Below are 22162 nucleotides of genomic sequence, written 5' to 3'. Positions count from 1 at the left end.
GTCGTGAGAGTTCGTCGTACCCCTGTCATCTCCGCCTGCGTCGCCCTGGTCGCGCTGACGATCGGCATCCCGTCCGCCACCGCCAGCAGCGGCGGCCACACCGATGACTCCTACACCTTCGCCGTGATCGGCGACATCCCCTACGGACCGACCCAGATCGCGGCCTTCCCGAAGGTGGTCCAGCAGCTCAACGCCGATCCGAAAGTCAAGCTCGTCAGTCACCTCGGCGACATCAAGGACGGCTCGTCGCAGTGCACCGACGAGTACTTCGCGCAGGTGAAGACGCAGTTCGACAAGTTTGCCGACCCGCTCGTCTACACCGTCGGCGACAACGAGTGGACCGACTGCCACCGGGCGAACAACGGGTCGTACAACCCACTGGAGCGGTTGGCCAAGATCCGGTCGACCTTCTTCCCGACACCTGGTCAGACGTTGGGTCAGCACCCGGCCAAGGTCACCACCCAGGCCGCGCAGGGCATTCCCGAGGACGTCCGGTTCACCCGGGACGATGTCGCCTTCGCAGCGGTGCACGTCGTGGGCAGCAACAACAGCCTCGCGCCCTGGACGGGCAAGACCGCGCCGACGCCGGAGCAGACCGCCGAGGTGCTCGGCCGCACGGCCGCCGTCATCCAGAACATCCGCGACACGTTCGCGCAGGCTCGCCAGGAGCACAACAAGTCGGTGGTGATCCTCACCCAGGCCGACATGTTCGACCCGACGGTGACCAACCCGACGTACGCGGACTACTTCGCCTTCCAGCCGATCGTGCAGGCTCTTGCGCAGGAGGCTTCGGCCTTCCCCGGACCGGTCTACCTGTTCAACGGTGACAGCCATGTGTACAACAGCGACCAGCCGCTGGCCGCCGGGTCGAAGTGGCTTTCGCTGTACGGCGTGACCAAGCCGGTGACCAACCTGTCGCGGGTGACCATCGACGGATCAACGGCGGTGAACAACTACCTTCGCGTGACGATCGACCCGCACAGCAAGGCCGTGCTGAGCTGGACCCGGGTGCCTTTCAGCTCCTGAGCCAGGGCTCAACCAGCGGCAGGATCCGGGTGGCCTGCATCGCTTGCATGTGGTCCAGATCGGCAAGCAGGTGCACGGTCCAGCCGAGTTGTTCGAGTTGTTGCTTGTTCCTCTCGACGGCCGCGCCGATGCTGACGAGGGCGTTGCCCCAGCGATCGCCGTACTGGATGTTGTCTGCGCTGCCGACGATGCAAAGTCTCGGGCAGGTGATCCTGGACTGCGCGGCATGGTCGTCGAAGGACCGCAGTGCACGGTAGAGCGTGGCGAACTGCTGAGTCTGATCCTTGCTCAGGGCAACTTGCACGCTGTCCCAGTCGCCGGCTTCCACCCCGGAGTCGGCGACTGGGGCGCCCGCCATGGCATGGGTGGCTTCGGTGACCTGGAGCATAGCTTCGTACGGACCGTCGAGGGGTGGGTATCCGCCCATCGCCAACGCAGTCAGGCGATCCGTGCGGATGGCCAACTGAAGGCCGGACATGCCGAGCCAGCTGTAACCGTAGTACGCAAAGGTCGGGGCCTCTGCGGCGTCCGCAATGGCCAAGAGATCGGCGACGAGATTGTCCGGGGTGAGGGTCGCGGGCTTCGGGTGGGCCATGAGGTGACCTTCGTAGTCGAAGGCGATGACGCGGAATCGTCGGCTGAATCCCTCGACCAGTGAATGACCCAGGGCCGGATCGGCTCCCCACGCTCGCAGTTGCTCGGTCTCGGGCCCTTCGACCGGAGCCGCCGGGTTCACCGGCAACAGCAGGTTCGGCGCGTCGTCCGGCCCCTGAATCTCCACGTCGATGGTCGATCCGTCGTGCAGCGTGACGATCACCTATTACTCCTTACGTTGTATAGTGTTCTTCAGATTAACACTGTACGGCGTAAGGAGAAAAGTGACCGAGTACGCCGGCCAGGGCGAGGCGATGCGCACGCTCGAGCTGCTCTGGGGCAAGGCGGCGTCGCCCAAGCGCGGTCCGAGTCAGAAGACCAGCGTCGGGGAGATCGTCACCACCGCTATCGGGATCGCCGACAGCGAAGGGTTGAGCGGGGTCACCATGAGGGCCGTCGGCCGGGAGCTCAACCGTACGGCGATGTCGCTCTACACCTACGTCCCCGGGCGTGACGTGCTCGTCACGCTCATGTACGACCAGGTTCATGCCGAGCTGTCAGGTCCGCCGAAGACGGGGCACTGGCGGAAGGCGATCTTGACCTGGTCCGAGCGGTTGCGGGAGTTGTACTCGCGGCATCCGTGGTTGCTGGAGGTGTCCCAGGCCCGGCCAGCGCTGGGGCCTCATGAACAGGAGGTGCTCGAAGGACTGCTGCGGATCCTTGCGGGCGCGGGTGTTGCGACGGCGGTCCGTCCTTCGGTGACGAGCGCGCTCTACAGCATCGTGCGGGAGGCCGCGAAGCGAAAAGTCGAGGCGGCGGCCGAGTCGGAGCAGGGGGCTGAGTGGTGGGCCGAACGGGCGAAGGCGCTCGACGCGGTCGCGCCAGATTTCGCCGAACGCTTCCCGGAGAGCGTCGCGATCGCCCGCCGCCAGTCCCGCTCGGGTGACCAGCCCTGGCTCAAGGCTGCCGAGGAATCCTTCACCGGTGCCATCACTTTGCTCCTGGACGGAGTCGAGGCGAGGTCGGACTAAGGAGGGTTCGCCGTAGATCTGAGGTGTTGCGCCCGATGGGGCGTTGCCGGTCTCAGCAGCACGGTGGAGGTAGACGGCGATCCTCGCGCTGATGCCATCGCGGCGGCGACGGCCAGGCTGTCGATGGGCGACGAGTTGGCGATCGTGGCTGAGCTCCACGTGCTCGGCGACGACCTCGCTCAGGTCCTGCTCGTCGAGCGCGACCTCGGTCAACCGGTCCTCGTCGTCCAGCCCGTCCGGGCCCACCGACGCGGCGTCGAGTTGGGTACGAAGTCGAGGTACGGCGATCCGGGCAGCGGGTTTGCGGGACGGCATGGCCTCACCGTAACCAGTGCGCGGCCGCCCCGATCAACGCGGAGTGCTCGGTATCGGCGGTCACCGAGCAGGGCAGCGGGAAGAAATCCTGGACGAGGTCGAAAGCGCCCGAGATCGAACCACCGAGAACCGCACGGGTGGCGCCGAACCGCTCCATCCAAGGTCCGAGGGCAGCAGCCAACGCCCTGAAGGAATCGTCGATCACGTCCTCCGCGGCCGCTTCACCGCGGCGGGCCGACTTCGCGATCTCGCGGACGCCGACCTCCCGCAGCCCGCTGACCTTGCGGTACTGGCGGACGATCGCGCGAGTCGAGATCGAGTCCTCGAGCGGGAATCCGTCGAAATACGTCCGGTAGAGCTCGCCACCCGGCGGCACCGTCTCGCCATCCCGTACCGCTCGTCCGTTCAGCAGGAAGGCCGAGCCGATCCCGGTTCCGATGGTGATGCCGACGCAGCGGTCGAGCCCACGCAGTTCCCCGGCGGTCCACTCGCCGACCGCGAACGCCTCCGCGTCGTTCACGAACACGACCCGGTCGAGCTTCAGCAGGTCTCGCAGGCTCTTGCCCAGGTCGTGCCCGTAGAGGGCGTCGAACTTGTCGACCCCGCGGTACCAGGCGACGCCGGTCTCGTAGTCGAACGGGCCCGGCAGCGCCACCACCAGACCGTTTGCCAGCGGCAACTGATCGGCGGCTTGGGTGACCTGGGCAAGGATCTTCCCGGCCGGGCCTTGCGAGTCCAGCTTCGCGCGGTGCACGATCTCGACATCCCAGCCGCCCGGCGTGACCACCGCCGCCGTGACGTGACTGCCGCCCAGCTCCAGCACCGCCACACCCGCATTCATGCGGACCATCATGCCTGAACGGTTGCCGCGCGCAGCGGTCTTGGAACTATGGTTGAGCGGCAAGGGTGAAGGGGGACCGGTTGCGTGCCGAGACGAGTGCGCCTTCCGCTGTCGTGACGCTGAGCGTCGCGTTCGCGGTGGCCGGGCATGTCCTGGTCTCGGACGGATCCGTGCCTCTGGCCGTAGTTCCGCAACTCCTGCCGCTCGCCGGAGCCTGCTGGCTGCTTGGTGAGTTCCTGGCCGGTCGGCGCGGCCTCTCGATCGCGGTTCTCGCGGGGGTCCAGCTCGTCGTCCACCTGACCCTGGATTCCGCGCACGAGACGCCGCCCGCCGCAATGGATATGCCAACCGGCCACAGCCAGATGCACGACATGCCGATGCCCATGCCAACGCCAACGCCAACCGAGCCGCCGATGCACATGGGATTCAGCGGTGCGCTGACCATGGCCGCGGCTCACCTGCTGGTGCTGCTGGCCGGGGTGGTGCTGATCGGCCGCGCGCACGATTGGGCCGCACGAGTACTGCGGATCCTGGCGCGGCTGGTTCCGGAACTCCCCGCCGGGCTGATCGTCGTACCAGCCGTCGGCCGGGTGCTGAGCGCAGTACCGGAGCTTCCGCATCGGACGCGGCGTTGGCTGACCTCCAACGTCTCGAGGCGCGGGCCACCCGCAGTACGAGCAGCCTGGTCCTGATCCGGTCACGGGAACACCCGCGGCCGGGTGAACTCGTGTGTCCGTGAAAGGTCCCCATGTCCAAGAAATTCGTACTGCGCGCTGCCGCGATCGGCGCGGCCTCCGCGCTGGTCTTCGCCGGCGCGGCTGGTTCGGCGTCGGCCCACGTCACGGTGTCGTCGCCCGACGCCAAACCGGGTGGCTACGCCAAGCTGGTCTTCCGGGTTCCGAGCGAATCCGACACGGCCGGCACCACCAAGCTCGTCGTCTCGCTGCCCAAGGATCACCCGTTCGCCAGTGTCGGCGCGCAGGTGAAGGACGGCTGGAAGGTCGAGAAGACCAAGGAGAAACTGGCCGCGCCGGTCAAGGTCGGCGACGTCAACCTGTCCGAGGCGATCACCACGGTCACCTGGACCGCCGCGGCGGGCGGAGTGCCGCCGAACGACTTCGACGAGTTCGCGCTGTCGGTCGGCCGGTTGCCCGAGGGGGTCGACTCGCTCAACTTCCCGGCGGTGCAGACCTACAGCGACGGCGAGGTCGTCAAGTGGGAAGAGATCGCGAATGACGCCGCCGACAAGCCCGAACACCCGGCACCGTCACTGAAGTTGACCACTGCGATCACCCCCGTGGCCGCAACGACCAGTGACGCGAAGCCCGACACCCTGGCCCGGGTGCTCGGCGGTGCCGGGCTGTTGGTCGGCCTGATCGGACTGGCATTCGGTCTGCGGCCGCGCAAGGCGAAGTCGTAATCATGCGTCGGCTAGCTGCCGTGCTGGTGGCGTCGCTGCTCACCCTGGTGGCTTCCACCGGGTTGGCAGCGGCGCACGCCAAACTCGAATCGATGACGCCGGCCGATGGCTCGACCATGGGCGTCCCGCCCACCCAAGTGGTACTGACCTTCAACGAACCGGTCGGCAGCACCGGCGCCGAAGTACAGGTGAAGTCGCCCAGCGGCACCAACTTCGCCACCGGCGACATCCAGGTGCTCGACAACAAGGTGACCCAGCCGGTCGGAGCACTGACCGAGGTCGGCAAGTACACCGTCGACGCCCGGATCGTGTCCGCCGACGGCCACCCGATCACCGTCACCGGCAGCTTCACCGTGACCCATGCCGGGCACGGCGCGCAGCCTGCCGTTGCCACCCGTCCGGCGAACGAGCAGGGCAATTCGAACGTCGTGGTGATCGCCGTGATGGCGCTGGTGATGCTTGTGGTCGTTGCTCTGGCCGTCGTGATCGTGCGCCGCAAGCCCGGGCCCGAATGAGGATTCGCACCAGCCACCTGCTGGCGCTCGCAGTACTGGTGATGGTCGTCGCCCTGCTCGCGGCTGGTGGCGCACCAAAGCCTGTTCCCGCCGGCCTGAGTGGTGCCGGTACTGCGGTGTCATGGGCCGTCCCCGTACTGCGGTTGCTGGGTGACGCGGCTGCCATCGCGACGGGTGGTGCCGTGCTCGCGGCCGTCGTGTTGCTCCCAGCAACGAATGGAGAGCTCGGAGAACAAGGGCTTCGGGCTTGCCAGGACGCCGCGTTCGCCGCAGGCATGTGGGCAGTCGCGAGCATCGGCGGCTTGATCGTCACCGCGGCCGTGATCCTCGGCATCCCTTTGTCGGAGCTGACCGCGAGGGCCGCTGACGCCGGTTCTCTCAACCAGGTAAGGGCTCTCGCGGTTGCAGTCGTCTTCACGGCAGTCCTCGCAGTGGTACTCAGCGGTTGCCGCACCGTCGCAACCGCGCGAGTAGCTCTGGTCCTGGCGGCCGCGGCTCTGACCGCACCGCTGTTGACCGGGCATGGCGCGATCGAGCGAACCGCCTTCTGGTCCGTGCTGGCAACCGCCTCGCTGGTCATTCACGTCTTCGCGGCGACGACCTGGATCGGCGGTCTCGGCTCGCTGCTGCGCTACGCCCGGGGCGAGATCGGGGCGGTCGAGAGGTTCAGCCGGCTGGCACTGATCTGCGCTGTCTCAATCGGTGTCACGGGACTGCTGACAGCCGAGATCCACCTTGGCGGCCGCGACGACGGCTGGGGGCTGATCACCCAATGGGTGACCACCGGCTATGGCGCGCTTGTCTTCGCCAAGGCCGCCGCGTTCGCCGTACTGGTCTCGATCGGCTGGTGGCACCGCCGTGCCACCCTCCCCGCCCTGGCCGCCGACAGGCCCGCCGCCTTCTGGCGACTCGCCGCAGTCGAACTCGGCCTGATGGCCGCCACCGTCGGCCTGGCCGTCGCTCTTTCCCGGACGCCCTGAGCTGCGCGGACTCAGTGATACGTCAACAGGTCCAAGTACGATGGTGGGATGACTGAAACACGGTGGCTGGATGCGCGGGAGGCGCATCTGTGGGAGTCGTACCGTGACGCGTTCCGCGAACTCACGACCGAGCTGGAGAACCGGCTGATCCGCAACTCCGGTCTGTCGGGCGCGGATTACGCGCTGTTGCACCCGCTGTCGACCTCTGAGCACGGCGTACTGCGGACGCGTGACCTCGGGCGGTCCGTCGGCTGGGAGCGGAGCCGGTTGTCCCACCAGGTCAGCCGGATGGAGAAGCGGGGACTGGTCGCTCGCGAGGAGTGCGCGTCGGACGCCCGCGGCTCGATGGTCCGGCTCACCGACGCCGGGCGCGCCGCGATCGAGGCGGCCGCGCCGGACCACGTCGAGGCGGTCCGGGCGTACGTGTTCGACAAGCTCACCCGCGAGGAGCAGGACCAACTCGCCGAACTGATGGACCGCGTGCTGGCCGGGCTGCCCGCCCACGACCCCTGCCGGGTCGACGACGGCACCGGGGACTACTGACCGGACACCTTGGTTGACGTGTCCACCCGATCTGCTAACTTTGGTGATACGTCACCAATTGGTGCGCAGACCCTCCCTTGTGAAGGAACTTTCATGCCCAAGATCGCGATCATCCTCGGCAGCACCCGGCCCGGCCGCAACGGCGAAGCCGTCGCCAAGTGGGTGCTGGACATCGCCAAGCAGCGCAGCGACGCGCAGTACGAGCTCGTCGACATCGCCGACTACAAGCTGCCCCACCTGGATGAGGCGATCCCGCCGTCCGCCGGGCAGTACACCCAGCCGCACACGCTGGCCTGGGCGGAGAAGATCGCCGAGTTCGACGGCTTCGTCTTCGTCACCCCCGAGTACAACCACTCCACCTCCGGCGCGCTGAAGAACGCGATCGACTTCCTGTTCGCGGAGTGGAACAACAAGGCGGCCGGCTTCGTCAGCTACGGCGCCGTCGGCGGCGCCCGCGCGGTCGAGCACCTGCGCCTGGTGATGGGTGAGCTGAAGGTCGCGGACGTCCGCAACCAGGTCACCCTCTCGCTGATCACCGACTTCAAGAACTACAGCGAGTTCACCCCGGCCGACTACCACGTCGCCGAGGTCGGCACCATGCTCGACCAGGTCGTCTCCTGGAGCAACGCCCTCGCCACGGTCCGCGAAGCCGCCTGACCCCTTCGCACCGCCTGACCTGGCGGCGGCTCAACGCCCCAAACCAGCCGCCGCCGTCGGTCGCCCGTTCAGCCAGCTTGGCCAGGAACTGCGCCGGCACATTCCAGCCGCAGAGTTCGGCCGCCGAGGAATCCACCATCGGCACTTCAATCGCGGTCGCCAGCCGCGACGTTTCGCTGGCAGGCTCCCGGTCGACCACGATCTACCACTTCCCGGATCGACCCGCCGTGCGCTCTTCCCGGATCGACCCGCGGACGTCGTTCCCACTTCCCGGCTCGACCCGCCGTGTGCACTTCCCGGATCGACCCGCTGATGTCGTTCCCACCTCCCGGCTCGACTCGCCGACCTTGCCCGACTTGCCGGGTCGACGCGCCGAAGTCGTTCCCACTTCCCGGCTCGACTCGCCGACCTTGCCCGACTTGCCGGGTCGACGCGCCGAAATCGTGACGGCGAACCGGCGCGCCGAGCCGGGTAGTGGGGGCCCGCCGGTGAGTCGGGCCGGGTAATGGGGATGTGTCGGTGAGTCGGGCCGGGTAGTGGAGGTCCGCCGCGCGCCGAGCCGGGTAGTGGGGATCCGCCGGTGACTCAGGCCGGGTAGTGGAGGTCCGCCGCGCGCCGAGCCGGGCATGGATTCCACTCGCCGGCTCGACTCGCCGCTGGAGGTCGCCTCGCACTTCCCGGATCGACCCGCTGACGTCGTTCCCACCTCCCGGATCGACCCGCCGACCTTGCCCGACTTGCCGGGTCGACGCGCCGAAATCGTGACGGCGAACCGGCGCGCCGAGCCGGGTAGTGGCGATGCGCCGGTGAGTCGGGCCGGGTAGTTGGGGGTGGGTTGGTGAGTCGGGCCGGGTAGTGGGGGTCCGCCGGTGAGTCAGGCCGGGCAGTGGAGGTCCGCCGCGCGCCGAGCCGGGCATGGATTCCACTACCCGTCTCGACTCGCCGCTGGAGGTCGCCTCGCACTTCCCGGATCGACCCGCTGACGTCGTTCCCACTTCCCGGATCGACCCGCCGACTTTGCCCACTTCCCGGATCGACCCGCCGACCTTGCCCGACTTACCGGGTCGACGCGCCGAAATCGTGACGGCGAACCGGCGCGCCGAGCCGGGTAGTGGGGATGCGCCGGTGAGTCGAGCCGGGTAGTGGGGATGCGCCGGTGAGTCGAGCCGGGTAGTGGGGATGCGCCGGTGAGTCGAGCCGGGTAGTGGTGGCGGTGGTAGGCGGGTCGAGCCGGTAGTTGGGGTGGGTAGGCGGGTCGAGCCGGGTGGTGGGGATGCGCCGGTGAGTCGAGCCGGGTAGTGGGGCCGGGGTGCGGCGTGGCCGGGGGCGGGGCGGCGGAGCGTTCAGGCGGCTGTGACTAGGAGTACATCCGGGTAGTGAGCGGTGACACGCCGTTACGGGCGTCGTGGGGGCGGGGTCTGCCGGAAGAATGATCTGCGTCCGTTCAGATGCGCCTGAATTTGACAACTATTTTCATTAACGGCAGGATTCGACCCGGCGACCACTCCTCGTCGGAGCCCCCTCACCGTGAAGGAAATGCGGATGTCCGAAGCTCTGAACAGACGAGGATTTCTAAGCCTGGCAGGTAGTTTGGCCGTTGCGGCGGTCAGTGGTTGCGGGGCGGACGAGACCCCGGCGGCGGCTCCGACGTCCGGTGGACGGCTGCGGGCGGTCTTCGCCGGCGGTGGCGCCAAGGAGGTTCTCGACCCCCATCTGCAGAGCTTGTTCGTCGACATCGCGCGGCACAAGGCGATGTTCGAGAAGCTGGTGGAACTCGGCCCGGATCTGAAGCCGGTGCCTCGGCTCGCGGAGAAGTGGGAGCCGGACGCGCAGGCCGCGGCCTGGCGGTTCACGCTGCGGGACGCCACCTTCCACGACGGCCGGAAGCTCACCGCGGAAGACGTGCTCTACAGCCTGGCGCGGATCACCGATCCGGCCGCGCCTGAGCGGGTCGCCCAGTCATCGCTCGCCTCGCTCGACCTCAAGCGTTGCCGAGCGATCGACAAGAAGACCGTCGAGCTGACCTTGACCGCCCCGAACGCGGAATTCCCTGCCCTGCTGGCCGGAATCGGCACCCAGATCGTCCGCAACGGATTCAAGGATCCGACCAAGCCGATCGGCACCGGCGCCTTCCGGTTCGCCTCGTTCGAGGCGGGTCGGTCGATGGTGGCCAGCCGCTTCGACGACTACTGGGACGGCCCGGCCAGGATCGAGGAGCTCCAGGTCCTGTCCGCCGACGCCGAGGCCCGGGCGAATGCGCTGCAGGGCGGCCAAGCGGAGTACGCGAATGAGATGACCGCGACCTTCGCCCGGACCGCCGAAGCCGGGAAGTCGGTGAAGATCGTCGCCGCGAAGGGGTCGACCACGCAGGCCTTCGTGATGAAGGTGGACCAGCCCCCGTTCGACAACCCCGACGTACGGCTGGCCTTCAAGCTGCTCGCGGATCGGCAACGGTTGGTCGACGTGGTGCTCGCCGGCCGGGGTGTCGTCGGCAACGACCTGTTCGGCAAGGGCTTCCAGTACTACGCCGACCTGCCGCAGCGCGAGCGGAACGTCGAGGAGGCGAAGGGGCTGCTGAAGAAGGCAGGTCTGCTGAACAAGGAGCTCCAGTTCTTCAGCTCCGATGCCTCGGCCGGGTTCGTCGAGGCGGCGACCTTGTTCGCGCAGCAGGTCGGGGAGGCCGGGCTCAAGCTCAAGGTGGTCACCGGAAGCGCACAGACCTATGCGAAGGACCTGCTCACCCAGGGCCTGATCGGGAGCCACCGGTCGGGCGCGATGCCGATCCCGCAGTACATCACCGACCGGTTGCTGTCGAAGTCGCCGTTCAACGTGACGCATTGGCGCAGGCCGACCTTCGATGCCGCCTTCGCGGCCGCGCAGGTGCTGACCGATGAGCCGGCGCGAGCGGCGAAGTACGGGGTACTGCAGAAGACGCTGCGGGACGAGGGCGGCATCATCGCGTGGGGGCATCCGGACTTCCTCGTCGCCATCTCCCCGAAGGTGCAGGGTGTTCAGGCGGTGCCGCCGAACACTCTGGACTCGGGCCGGTTCGACAAGGTGTGGCTGGCCTGAATGCGGTCGTACGCCGCTCAGCGGGCTGCCTTGGCGGTCGTCCAGCTGGCCGTTCTGTCCGTCCTGGTCTTCGTGCTGACCGCGTTGCTGCCGGGCGACGCCGCCGACATGCGGTTCACCGAGACGCTGACGCCTGACCAGGTCGCCCGGCTGCGGTCGCAACTCGGCCTCGACGAACCGGCCGTCGAACGCTTCAGCCACTGGCTCGGCGACGTGCTGACAGGAGACCTCGGTACTTCGATGATCAGTGGCGGGCCGGTGCTCGACATCGTGAAGTCCTCGGTCGGGGCGACGCTGGTCCTGACGCTCGCGACGCTGGCCGTCGTGATCCCGCTCGCTGTTGCTCTAGGCCTGGTCATGGGCACCCGCGAAAACGGTCGGCTCGACCGCACGATCACCTCGATCACGTTGGCACTGAGCGCGATCCCCGACTTCGTGATCGCGGTCGTCCTGGTCACGCTGTTCTCCTTGAAACTCGGCTGGCTGCCGGCCACGTGGGTCGGCGGCGACCTGCTGGCAAGCCCGGCGCTGCTGGTGTTGCCGGTCGCGGTGCTGCTCGGCAGGACCGTTTGCCTGCTCTCGCGTCAGGTCCGGGCCGGCACGATCAACGCGCTGAACGCCGACTATGTGGTGCAGGCCCGGCGCCTCGGCGTACCGCGACGGCAGTTGCTCCTGAGGCACGTGTTGCCGAATGCCGCGGTCCCCGGAGTCCAGGAGTTGGCCCGGACCGGCGACACCCTGCTCGGCGGTGTGCTGGTCGTGGAGGCGATCTTCGCGATCCCCGGGTTCGCGACGGCGTTGGTGGACGGGGTCGAGACCCGGGACGTGCCGGTCGTGCAGGGCTTGACGCTGGTCCTGGCGGTCGCCGCGCTGGTGATCAACCTCGGCGCTGACCTTGTCTGCAACCGCCTGGTGCCGCGCACGGAGCTGCTCAGATGAGAGCCCGTACTGCGAATCGTTCGGCGTTGGCCGTGTCGGCCACGCTCGTCGCGATTCCCTTGCTGGTGGCGATTTTCGGCCCGCTGGTCAAGCTTCACGCCAAACCCGGGCTCCCCTATGAAAGAGGTGCCCGGCTGGGAACGGACGGGCTCGGCCGCGACGTACTCGAGCTCCTGCTGGTCGGCGGCCGGACCGCGCTCGGCATGGCGCTCGGGGCAGTGGTGGTCGCCTATCTCGTCGGCGGCGTCATCGGGTTGGTCGCGGCGTCCACCCGGCATCGGTGGATCGACGAGGCGCTGATCCGGCCGCTGGACGTACTCCTGCCGCTGCCGTCCTTGCTGGTGATCAGCGTGGTCGCCGTCGGCTGGCGTGCCTCCCCGCCCGCGATCACGCTGGCCGTTGCCATGGTCAACGTTCCCACCGTGGCCCGGCTGGTTCGGGCGGCCGCCTTGGATGCTGCGAGTGGACCCGTGGTAGAGGCGTTGCGGATGCAGCGGGAGAGCTGGGTCGGGATCCACCTCGGCCATGTCGGCCGCGCAGTACTCGGTCCTGTTGCCGCCGACCTCGGCACCAGGATCACCTTGGCTGTCTTCCTCGTTGCCTCGGTCAACTTCCTCGGGCTGGGGCTGAGCCCGACCGCACCGGACTGGGCGGTCAGCGTCTCGCGCAACCGTGAAGGCGTGCTGCTGCAGCCGTGGGCGGTGATCGCGCCGGCGATGATGCTTGTTGCATTCACGCTCGGCTTCAACCTGTTGGCCGACCGCCTCGTCCATCGTTCCAAGCAACTCGCCGAGGCCCAGCGATGAAGCCGCTGGTGAAGGTCACGCGATTGGCGGCGGTCGCGGGAACCGCCATTCTGGTCGACGGTGTCGACTTCGAGGTCTGGCCGGGCCAGGTGACCGCGCTGGTGGGCGCCTCGGGATCCGGGAAGACGACCTCGGCTCTGGCCTTGCTCGGCGAGCACGGCAACGGCGTAACGCTGACAGGGCAGGTCCAAGTCGACGGCACGGTGGTTGTCGACCACAACGGTCCTAGCCGGTCAGCACCCGCGGTCAAGGGCCGTGTGGTCGCCTACATGCCGCAGCATCCCGGCAGTGCGCTCAACCCCGCGAGGCGGATCGGCGCCGGACTGCGGGAGCTGGCCAGGCTGCATCGCCCGGGTGAAGAGGTTGTCCAGGAAGCTCTCAGAGCAGCGCAGGTTGCGGGCGATCCAGCAACCTTGCGGCGGTTCCCGCACCAGTTCTCCGGCGGTCAGCGGCAGCGGATCGCGCTGGCCCAAGCCCTCACCTGTGGCCCGAAGGTGCTGATCTTGGACGAGCCGAGCACGGGCCTGGACTCGATCACCCGACTGCAACTGGTCTCCGAGTTGGAAGACCTTGCCCAGCGAGGTCTGGGGATCTTGTTGCTCAGTCACGATCTCGACCTCGTCCGCGCCCTGGCGCAGCACGTCGTAGTACTCGCTGCCGGCCGAGTGATCGATGCGGGCGGCACGGATGTTCTTCCAGCTGCAACAGGGATCGCCTCCCCGTCGGGAACCACGGGCCGCACGAAGCCGTTGCTCCAGGCAATGAAGCTGTCCGCCTCGTTGCGCACTCGCGGGCGCGGCCCGATCCTGCTGGAGGTCGATCTTGCTGTGCTGCCCGGTGGATGCGTCGGGGTGGTCGGCCGTTCCGGCAGCGGCAAGACAACCTTGGCGCGATGCCTCGCCGGACTGCACGAGCGCTACACGGGCCGTATCACCCTGGCCGGCCAGCACCTTCCAGTACTGCGTAAGAGGTCGGCTGAGCAGGTCCGTCAGGTCCAGTACGTCTGGCAGGAAGTCCGCGGCTCGTTCGACGAGCGCAGGCGGGTCGACGAACAAGTCGCACGGACGGCCCAACGCCTGCGGGGACTCGATCGCGGGGAAGCATGTGCCGAGGCCGTGGAAGTCCTAGCCAGGCTGGGAGTCTCGGCGATGGTCGCGGCCAGACCACCGAGCCAGTTGTCCGGGGGAGAGCTCCAGCGAGCCGCTCTGGCGAGGGCGCTGCTGGCACGACCCGACGTGCTGGTGTGTGACGAGATCACCACCGCGCTCGATGAGCACGGCACTGCGCTCGTGGTCGAGCTGCTGAACGAGATGAAGGATCAGGGGACCGCCTTGGTCTGGATCAGCCACGACCTCGGCCTCGTCGCCGCGGTCTCCGACCATGTGCTCGTGCTGGATGCCGGTCGGGTGGTCGAACAGGGGCCACCGGCAACAGTGATGACCGAACCCAGAACAGAGTTGACCCGGCGACTGGTGAGGGCCGCCCGGGTCGGCTGGCAATCTCCGCCCGTGCTGACCAATTGTGCCGACACGAGGAGCGAACCGCAGCGATGAAGCCTTCCCGATTACACGATCATCTGGCGGAGGCGATCAAGGATCCGGACCCGATCCGGGTCGGTGACGACCTGATCTGCCTGCGGTTCGAGACGATGAAGGTGTACTCCGCGCTGGGTGCTGTCCGGCATCTGCTCGAGACGGGCGCGGTCCAGCCGGGGGACACCCTGATCGACAGCTCCAGCGGGATCTACGCGCACGCGCTCGCGCTGGCGTGCCACCGGTACGGGATGAGGTGCCACATCGTCGGGTCCACCACGGTCGACCGGACACTGAGGATCCAGCTGGAGATCCTCGGCGCGACTGTCGAGCAGGTGCCGTCGTCGAACAACCTGCAGCTGGACCAGAACCTCCGGGTGCGGCGGATCGGCGAGATCCTGCGCGACAACCCGTCGTACCACTGGATGCGGCAGTACCACGACGACATCCACTATCTCGGGTACGGCGCGGTCGCGGATCTCGTCGACGAGATGGTTCCCAACGGACCGCTGTGCCTCGTCGGCGGTGTGGGCACGGGGGCATCCACCGGTGCGATCGCGGAGTATCTGCGCGACCGCGGGCGCGACGTGAACCTGGTCGGCGTGCAGCCGTTCGGCAGTATCACCTTCGGGGCGGGGCACACGCAGGACCCCGAGATGATCATCGCCGGGATCGGCAGCTCGATCGAGTTCCGGAACGTGCGGCACGAGCTGTACGACCGGATGCACTGGGTGTCGTTCGACTATGCGATGTCGGCGGCGGTGGACCTGCTTCGCACGTCCGGGATCTTCGCCGGGCTGTCGGCGGGCGCGGCGTACTTGTCAGCGCTGTGGGAACACACCTGCGACAGCAGTCGCACCCACGTGTTTCTGGCAGCCGACACCGGCACGCGCTACGTCGAGTCGGCCTTTGCTCGTCATGCCGAGGCGCACCCGATGGACGCTATGCGCCCCCGCGAGATCCAATCCCTGGATGAACTGGCCGTGCCCTGGTCCGCCATGTCCTGGGACCGCCGTGAGTCAGCCTGGACCCGACGCAAAGAATTCCCATCTGCGACCCCGTCGCATTAAGGTGAGTACCATGACCGCCTCCGTGGCTGCTTTGACCGCTGACGTTCTCGCCGGGAACCGTGGGCCGGCGCCTGCTGAGCTCAATGTCACGAGTGCTTTCTGGTTGCACCACACCACCCGGCTGCCAGGGGCAGACGTCACCTACCGGAACTACTACGTGCTCCTGCGGGTCGGCGAGGTCTTCGGCGCGTGCTCCTTCGAAGCGGGCGAGTTGGAGCCGTCCTTCTGCGAAGAGACTTCCGGTCTGTCCCTGGACAAGCTGATCGCCGACGCGCCGCTGCCCGTGCGGATCGCCGCGCTGGACGCCTACCTGGCGTCGGTCGAGCCGCATCACCAAGCCTCGAGCGCCGAAGAGATCGTCCTGCCGGCCGGTACGCCGGATGTCCGGGCGCGGGCGCGTGACGCGGCGGTGGCCGGACTCCTGGATGTCCAGGACGGTTCCAAGGTCGCGCTGATCGGCGTGGTGAACCCGCTGGTCGACGCGATCGCCGAGCGCGGTGGAACTTGTCTGCCGTGTGACTTCAACCTCCGCGAGACCGCGTCCGGGATTCCGGTTTCTCGCGATATGACGGAGGTTATCGACGCCGCGGATGCTGTCGTGGCCACCGGAATGACCTTGAGCAACGGGAGTTTCGACGTCCTCCTCGATCGTTGCCGCCAGCAAGAGAAGCCGCTGGCGGTCTATGCTCAGACCGGAAGTGCCGTGGTCCGGTCCTTCCTCGGCTCCGGTGTCACCGCCCTCTCGGCGGAGCCCTTCCCGTTTTCCCAGTTCAGCTCCCGCCCGAGCAGCTTGTATCGCTATCGCGAGGACGGATTCCATGAGCACTGACCAACGAACCCCGGCTGCCGTTGTGCCGGGGGACCTCCGGATGGCCAAGAGACTGTGGCCGTTCCTGCTGGCCTCGATGGTCAGCCTGATCCCGTTCACCGTGTTCGGCATGTACCTGGTGCCGATCGCGGGGGCCGCGGACGGCACGGTGGCGGAGATCGGGGGGCTGCGAGGGCTCGGCGGACTGGCCGCACTGGTGGTCGGGATCGCTCTCGCGCCGCTGGTCGACCGGCTGGCAAGGGAGCTCGTGGCGGCCGGAGGCCTTGCCCTGCTGGGGATCTCGGCCGCGCTCGGTGCTGTTGGCAACGTCTTTGCGCTGGCCGCGTTCTGCTTGTTGATCGGGGCATCCACCTCGATCCTCGGTCCCTCGATCGGAGCTGCCGCCGCTGACCGGTTCAAGTCGGCCGCCGCTGCCGGGCGCGCCGCCACCCTGGTCTCGGCGACCACCTCGATGATGGCGATGCTCGCCGCGCCCGTCCTCGCAGTACCGGGGCTTTGGTGGGGATGGCGCGGCAACCTGCTCGCTGCTTCGGCCGTATCACTCGCGTTGTCGGCCGCGTTCTTCTGGCGGGGGCGCGGGCGGAAGCCTCGAGCGGCTGGCGTGCGCACGAGTTACCTCGCGACGTACCGGGCGTTGGCCCGGGTCCCGGGTGCGCTGCCACTGCTGACGGTGGCGATGCTGCGGACGGCGGCGTTCATGGGGTACCTGGCCTACTTGGCGGCGTTCTACGACGAGAAGTTCGAGTTGGCTCCGGGGTGGTTCGCGTTGGTGTGGTCGCTGAGCGGTGCCTCCTTCTTCCTCGGCAACCTGCTGGCCGGGCGGTACATCGCCCTCGAACGTCCGTGGATCGGCCCGGAGAAGATGCTGCTGCTCGGCCTGGGCGTCGCGTTGATCAGCGTGGCCGCCGTCTACTTCTCGCCGACCCTTCCGCTCACCTTGCTGCTGACCGCGCTGATGGGCGCGAGTCACGCGACCGTGGCCGCCTGCGTCACCACGCTGCTCGTACACCGAAGCGGCGACCTGCGGGGATCCGCCCTCAGCATCAACGCGGCCGGGATGAGCATGGGCACGTTCCTGGGCGCGGCGATCGGCGGACTGGGCCTCGGGCTCGGGGGTTACCCCGGCGCGGCCCTGGCTTTCGGCTCGATCACCCTGCTTGCGCTGGTTTTCGCGTTCCGGGTGGGCCGGTAGGACAGCTATCGTTCGGTCTCATGGACAACCTGCCCGACCGCCCGAACCCGCATGCGCATCTGCGCGCCTCCGACAGCGATCGGGACAAGGTCGTCGAGGTGCTGCGAGATGCGCTGATGACCGGGCGGCTCACGCAGGACGAGCACGGCGAACGCCTCGAGCAGACCCTGCAGGCGCGAACCCTCGGCGAGCTCGAACCGATCACCCAGGATCTCGCCCTACCGGGGCAGGCCTTCCGTCCGGCAGCAGCGGCTCAGCCATCGACGGGCGTCGTGCCGATCGAGGAGCCTGCCAACCCCGAGGACAGCTTCGACACCGTGGTCGGCATCTTCGGCGGCGGCGAGCGCAAGGGTCGCTGGCGGGTGAAGCGGCGGACCAATGCGCTGTGTGTGTTCGGCGGCTACGACCTGGACATGAGGGATGCGATCTTCGAGGGTCGCGAGGTCACCGTTTACGCGTTCGCCGTCTTCGGCGGCGTCGACATCACCGTGCCCGAGGGCGTCGAGGTCCGCACCCAGGGCGTCGGCATCTTCGGTGGGTTCGCCGGCCGGGGGAGCAAGGAGCCCGACCCCACCGCCCCCGTCGTCGTCCTCAAGGGCCTGGCCCTCTTCGGCGGCGTCAGCGCCCAGACCGCCAAGCCCAAGAAGCACTGATGCCGGTCAGATCCAGGACTTGAACCACATTCGGCTGAGCCACTCCGGGTGCGGGAGGACCTTGTCGGTCAGGATCGGCCAGATGTAGGCGAAGTTGAGCACGACCAGGACGACGAAGGCCCCGACCGCCGCGCTTCCGATCAGCCGGCGCGGGGTGGACGTCTGGAGGGCGGCCTTCGCCGGTCCGAGGATCTTGCCGAGCACGAGCGCCAGTGCGATCACCGTGAACGGGATCATCGTGACCGCGTAGAAGAAGAAGATCGGCCGGGTGTCGAAGAAGAACCACGGCACCCAGCAGGTCAGATAGCCCACGATCGGTAGGCCGAACCGCCAGTCCCGCTGGCCGATCCACAGGATCAGCCCGGCGATGAGGGCCAACGCACCACCCCACCACAGCAGCGGAGTACCGAGGGCGGAGATCACCGACAGGCAGTTCGTGCCGGCGGGAGCGGTGCAGCCCGCAGTACCGGGTTTGATGTCGTTGACGGCGTCGAACCCGATCGGGCGGGCGACGATCGGCCAGCCGGCCGGGTTCGACTGGTACGGGTGGGTGGCGTGCTTGATGTAGTCGCCGGTGTGAAACGCCAGGACTTCCTTGTGGTAGTAGAGCAGTGACCGGAAGTCGTCGGGGACCACCTTCATCACGCCCTGCGCCGGGTGCGTGGACGCGTAGTTGTGGTCGTAGGCGTTGTCGTGCAGCAGCCAGCCGGTCCAGGTCGCGGTGTAGGTGATGACAGCGACCAGCACGATGCTGAGGAACGCTGGGATGCCGTCGATCAGCGCGGACTTCCAGAACGCATGCCGGACGCCGATCGCCCGGCGTGCGCCGAGATCCCAGGCGAAGGCGAGCAGCCCGAAGCCGGCGATGACCCAGACGGCGCTCCATTTCGTGCCCAACGCAAGGCCGAAGCACACACCGGCAGCGAGGCGCCATGGGCGGATCAGCATCCAGCGGCCGAATCCACCGCGGTCCAGGGAGTCGGCGAGGCGGCGCCTGGACCAGTCGCGGTCGGCGACCAGGCACGACACCGCGGCCACGATCCAGAACGCGAGGAAGATGTCGAGCAGGGCGACCCGGGACATGACGACGCTGAGTCCGTCGACGGCGAGCAGGAGGCCGGCGATGCAGCCGATCAACGTGGACCGCGTCATCCGGCGCACGGTCCGGATCAGCAGCAGCACGGTCAGCGTGCCGAACAGGGCCGGCATGAAGCGCCAGCCGAAGGTGTTCATCCCGAACAACTGCTCACCCGCGGCGATCATCCACTTGCCGACCTCGGGGTGCACGGTGAGGCTCGGGGTGTCTTTGAAGACGTCGAGATTGCCGGCGATGATCTGCTTGTCCGCGATCCCCTCCGGCTTGTCGATGAACTGCCGGGCGTAGCCGTACTTCAGCAGCGAGAACGCGTCCTTGGCGTAGTACGTCTCGTCGAAGACGAACTTGTTCGGCGTGCTCAGGTGCCAGAACCGCAGCACCGCGGCCATCGCGGTGATCGCCAGGGTGGCGATCCAGCCGCTCTCGAAATCCCGCGGCATCGGGGGGTACAACCGCTCCTTCAGCGGTGGCAGCCGACGCCCTTGGACGTCGCGTCCGAGCGTCTCCCGCGGCTCGGCGGTCGTCGCGGTGTCGTCATCGATCACGGCAGTCACGGTGGCCATGGTACGGGGGGGCTGCGATGATGGCCTGCGATGATGGCCTGCGTGACTGGGCGACTGGTGTTGGCGGGGACTCCGATCGGGGACTTGGGGGATGCGTCGCCTCGGCTCGCACGGGTGTTGGGTGAGGCCGATGTGGTGGCCGCTGAGGACACGCGACGGCTGCGGCGGCTGACGAGCGAGCTCGGGATCACCGTCAAGGGCCGGGTGACCAGCTTTTTCGAGGGAAACGAGCGGCAGCGCACGGACGAGCTGGTGGCCGCGCTGGTCGACGGTCAGACCGTGGTGGTGGTCACCGATGCCGGCATGCCGAGCGTGTCCGATCCGGGGTACCGCCTGGTGGCTGCCGCGATCGAGGCCGACATCGTGGTCACGGCGGTACCGGGCCCGTCTGCCGTGCTCACCGCGCTGGCGCTGAGCGGGCTCCCGGTGGATCGCTTCACCTTCGAGGGTTTCCTGCCACGCAAGTCGGGCGAGCGGAACAAGCGGCTCCAGGAGCTCGCGAAGGAACCACGGACGATGGTGTTCTTCGAGGCGCCCCACCGGCTCGCGGCCTCCCTCGAGGCGATCGCCGACGCCTTCGGAGCAGATCGCCCTACTGCGGTGTGCCGGGAGCTGACCAAGACCTATGAAGAGGTCAAGCGAGGCACTGCCGCCGAGCTGGCCGAGTGGGCCGCGGACGGCGTCCGCGGCGAGATCACGCTGGTCGTGTCAGGAGCCGACCCGAGCGCCCGCGAGCTGGGCCCGGACGAGCTGGCCGCCGAGGTGGCGACCGACGAGGAAGCCGGCACGCCGCGTAAACAGGCCATCTCCGACGTGGCCAAGCGGTTCGGGGTCCCGAAACGGACCGTGTACGACGCCGTCCTGGCCGCCCGCGACCCTGGTAAACGGGCCTAGCCCGGCCGACTACGATTTGTGTATGTCCGAGAAGGCCTTTTACGTCACCACCCCGATCTACTACGTCACGGCCGCGCCGCACATCGGCAGCGCCTACACGACGGTGGCCGGGGATGTCCTGACCCGTTGGCACGCCCAGCGCGGCGAGCGCAAGTGGTACCTGACGGGGACCGACGAGCACGGCGAGAAGGTGATGCGCAGCGCCCAGGCGCAGGGCATGTCCCCGAAGGAGTGGACGGACAAGCTCGTCGAGGAGGCCTGGAAGCCGGCCTGGGTGGACGTCGACATCGACTACGACGACTTCATCCGGACCACCGAGAAGCGGCACACCGAGCGCGTCCGCGACTTCTGGCAGACCCTCTACGACAAGGGCGACGTCTACAAGGGCGAGTACGAGGGCCTGTACTGCGTCGGCTGCGAGGAGTTCAAGCTACCGGCGGACATTCGCACGGATGAGGACGGCACCCAGCGCTGCATGATCCACGGCACCGAGCTGGAGACCGTTTCGGAGACGAACTACTTCTTCCGCCTCTCCGCGTACGCCGACAAGCTGATCGAGCTCTACGAGTCCCAGCCGGATTTCGTGGCTCCGGCCAGCGCCCGCAACGAGGTCATCTCGTTCGTCAAGCAGGGCCTGCAGGACCTGTCGATCACCCGGTCCACGTTCGACTGGGGCATCCCGGTGCCGTGGGACGAGGACCACGTTCTCTACGTGTGGATCGACGCGCTGCTGAACTACGTCACCGCCGCGGGCTACGGGACCGACCCGGAGCGGTTCGAGGAGCTGTGGCCGGTCGACGTCCACCTGGTCGGCAAGGACATCCTGCGGTTCCACGCGGTGATCTGGCCCGCGATGCTGATGGCCGCGGGTGTCGCCGTACCGAAGCAGGTGTTCGCGCACGGTTGGCTGCTGGTCGGCGGCGAGAAGATGAGCAAGTCGAAGCTGACCGCGATCGCGCCGCACGAGATCACCGACCACTTCGGCTCCGACGCCTTCCGCTACTACTTCCTGCGCACGATCCAGTTCGGCTCGGACGGGTCGTTCTCCTGGGAGCACCTGAACGCGGTCTACACCTCGGAACTGGCGAACGGCCTGGGCAACCTGGCCAGCCGGATCGCGGCGATGGTCGGCCGGTACTTCGACGGCGAGCTGCCCGAGCCGACCGACCACGGACCGGCCGAGCAGGCGCTCGCGGACAAGCTCGCCGCGACCGTCGAGACGGCCGACCGGGCGATCGACACGCTGGCCTTCCAGGACGCGTTGGCCGCGATCAACGACCTGGTCGGTGCCGTCAACGGCTATGTCTCCGAGCAGGAGCCGTGGAAGGTGGCGAAGGACGAGACGCAGCGGGAGCGGCTGGCGACCATCCTCTACACCTCGGCCGAGGTACTGCGGGCGGTCGCGGTCCTGCACAACCCGACGATGCCGAAGACCGCCGCCAAGTTGTGGACCCTGCTCGGCGCCGAGGCCAAGCTCGGCCCGCTGAAGGACCAGCGGGTCCAGGACGCGGGCACCTGGGGTCAGCTTCCGGCCGGCTCCACCCTGGTCAAGGGCGAGGCCTTGTTCCCCCGCCTGACAGAAGAGTCCTGATCT

21 protein-coding genes are annotated in these 22162 nt (G+C 68.0%); 18 read left to right on the top strand and 3 right to left on the bottom strand.

Annotated elements, in window-relative coordinates:
* Positions 1-3 precede the first annotated feature (3 nt).
* On the top strand, positions 4-1026 hold the full coding sequence (locus ABD210_RS09000) for a metallophosphoesterase (protein ID WP_344110512.1): 1023 nt from the start codon (positions 4-6) through the stop codon (positions 1024-1026).
* Here ABD210_RS09000 and ABD210_RS08995 read toward each other — a convergent pair.
* The gene (locus ABD210_RS08995; protein ID WP_344110511.1) at positions 1016-1843 is read right to left on the bottom strand and encodes an alpha/beta fold hydrolase; all 828 of its coding nucleotides are present in this window, start codon (positions 1841-1843) and stop codon (positions 1016-1018) included. The genes ABD210_RS09000 and ABD210_RS08995 overlap by 11 nt on opposite strands.
* Before the next feature lie 61 nt (positions 1844-1904).
* Between ABD210_RS08995 and ABD210_RS08990 the strand changes: the two genes are divergently transcribed.
* Positions 1905-2651, top strand: coding sequence for a TetR/AcrR family transcriptional regulator (locus ABD210_RS08990; RefSeq protein WP_344110510.1), 747 nt, complete (start codon positions 1905-1907; stop codon positions 2649-2651).
* Positions 2652-2970: 319 nt separating this feature from the next.
* On the opposite strand, the gene ABD210_RS08985 is transcribed toward ABD210_RS08990, so the two are convergent.
* The gene (locus ABD210_RS08985) at positions 2971-3807 is read right to left on the bottom strand and encodes an ROK family protein (protein WP_344110509.1); all 837 of its coding nucleotides are present in this window, start codon (positions 3805-3807) and stop codon (positions 2971-2973) included.
* An 80-nt stretch (positions 3808-3887) separates the two neighbouring features.
* Between ABD210_RS08985 and ABD210_RS08980 the strand changes: the two genes are divergently transcribed.
* The 14 genes from ABD210_RS08980 (at position 3888) to ABD210_RS08915 (ending at position 18015) form a co-directional block, all read left to right on the top strand.
* Positions 3888-4499, top strand: coding sequence for a hypothetical protein (locus ABD210_RS08980; protein ID WP_344110508.1), 612 nt, complete (start codon positions 3888-3890; stop codon positions 4497-4499).
* 56 nt (positions 4500-4555) lie between these two features.
* Positions 4556-5227, top strand: a complete 672-nt coding sequence (locus ABD210_RS08975; protein WP_344110507.1) for a YcnI family copper-binding membrane protein — start codon at positions 4556-4558, stop codon at positions 5225-5227.
* 2 nt (positions 5228-5229) lie between these two features.
* Positions 5230-5742, top strand: coding sequence for a copper resistance CopC family protein (locus tag ABD210_RS08970; RefSeq protein ID WP_344110506.1), 513 nt, complete (start codon positions 5230-5232; stop codon positions 5740-5742).
* Complete coding sequence (locus ABD210_RS08965; protein WP_344110505.1) at positions 5739-6722, top strand: CopD family protein; 984 nt, start codon at positions 5739-5741, stop codon at positions 6720-6722. Before ABD210_RS08970 ends, ABD210_RS08965 begins: the two co-directional genes overlap by 4 nt.
* A 48-nt stretch (positions 6723-6770) precedes the next feature.
* Positions 6771-7265 (top strand): MarR family winged helix-turn-helix transcriptional regulator, encoded by a 495-nt coding sequence (locus ABD210_RS08960; RefSeq protein ID WP_344110504.1) that lies wholly within the window; start codon positions 6771-6773, stop codon positions 7263-7265.
* Positions 7266-7358: 93 nt separating this feature from the next.
* On the top strand, positions 7359-7922 hold the full coding sequence (locus tag ABD210_RS08955) for an NADPH-dependent FMN reductase (RefSeq protein WP_344110503.1): 564 nt from the start codon (positions 7359-7361) through the stop codon (positions 7920-7922).
* A gap of 1542 nt (positions 7923-9464) precedes the next feature.
* Positions 9465-10994, top strand: a complete 1530-nt coding sequence (locus ABD210_RS08950; RefSeq protein ID WP_344110502.1) for an ABC transporter substrate-binding protein — start codon at positions 9465-9467, stop codon at positions 10992-10994.
* A complete protein-coding gene (locus ABD210_RS08945; protein WP_344110501.1) occupies positions 10995-11933 on the top strand; it encodes an ABC transporter permease in 939 nt (312 codons plus the stop codon).
* Positions 11930-12739 (top strand): ABC transporter permease, encoded by an 810-nt coding sequence (locus ABD210_RS08940; protein ID WP_344110500.1) that lies wholly within the window; start codon positions 11930-11932, stop codon positions 12737-12739. The genes ABD210_RS08945 and ABD210_RS08940 overlap by 4 nt, the downstream gene beginning before the upstream one ends.
* On the top strand, positions 12736-14292 hold the full coding sequence (locus tag ABD210_RS08935) for an ABC transporter ATP-binding protein (protein ID WP_344110499.1): 1557 nt from the start codon (positions 12736-12738) through the stop codon (positions 14290-14292). The genes ABD210_RS08940 and ABD210_RS08935 overlap by 4 nt, the downstream gene beginning before the upstream one ends.
* Positions 14289-15341, top strand: coding sequence for a pyridoxal-phosphate dependent enzyme (locus ABD210_RS08930; protein WP_344110498.1), 1053 nt, complete (start codon positions 14289-14291; stop codon positions 15339-15341). The genes ABD210_RS08935 and ABD210_RS08930 overlap by 4 nt, the downstream gene beginning before the upstream one ends.
* A 10-nt stretch (positions 15342-15351) precedes the next feature.
* Positions 15352-16170, top strand: a complete 819-nt coding sequence (locus ABD210_RS08925) for a Rossmann-like domain-containing protein (protein ID WP_344110497.1) — start codon at positions 15352-15354, stop codon at positions 16168-16170.
* The gene (locus ABD210_RS08920; protein WP_344110496.1) at positions 16160-17362 is read left to right on the top strand and encodes an MFS transporter; all 1203 of its coding nucleotides are present in this window, start codon (positions 16160-16162) and stop codon (positions 17360-17362) included. Before ABD210_RS08925 ends, ABD210_RS08920 begins: the two co-directional genes overlap by 11 nt.
* 20 nt (positions 17363-17382) lie before the next feature.
* Positions 17383-18015 (top strand): DUF1707 SHOCT-like domain-containing protein, encoded by a 633-nt coding sequence (locus tag ABD210_RS08915; protein WP_344110495.1) that lies wholly within the window; start codon positions 17383-17385, stop codon positions 18013-18015.
* A 6-nt stretch (positions 18016-18021) separates the two neighbouring features.
* Here the strand turns inward: ABD210_RS08915 and ABD210_RS08910 are convergent, their stop codons facing one another.
* On the bottom strand, positions 18022-19551 hold the full coding sequence (locus ABD210_RS08910; RefSeq protein ID WP_344112023.1) for a dolichyl-phosphate-mannose--protein mannosyltransferase: 1530 nt from the start codon (positions 19549-19551) through the stop codon (positions 18022-18024).
* A 156-nt stretch (positions 19552-19707) separates the two neighbouring features.
* Here ABD210_RS08910 and rsmI point away from each other — a divergent pair, with 156 nt between their 5' ends.
* Positions 19708-20568, top strand: coding sequence for a 16S rRNA (cytidine(1402)-2'-O)-methyltransferase (rsmI, locus tag ABD210_RS08905; RefSeq protein ID WP_344110494.1), 861 nt, complete (start codon positions 19708-19710; stop codon positions 20566-20568).
* 22 nt (positions 20569-20590) lie between these two features.
* A complete protein-coding gene (metG, locus tag ABD210_RS08900; RefSeq protein ID WP_344110493.1) occupies positions 20591-22159 on the top strand; it encodes a methionine--tRNA ligase in 1569 nt (522 codons plus the stop codon).
* Positions 22160-22162: the final 3 nt, after the last annotated feature.

This window comes from Kribbella alba, from assembly GCF_039529635.1.
Taxonomy (GTDB): domain Bacteria; phylum Actinomycetota; class Actinomycetes; order Propionibacteriales; family Kribbellaceae; genus Kribbella; species Kribbella alba.
Note: the sequence above shows the minus strand (reverse complement) of the source record. Positions and strands in the feature narration are given on the sequence as shown.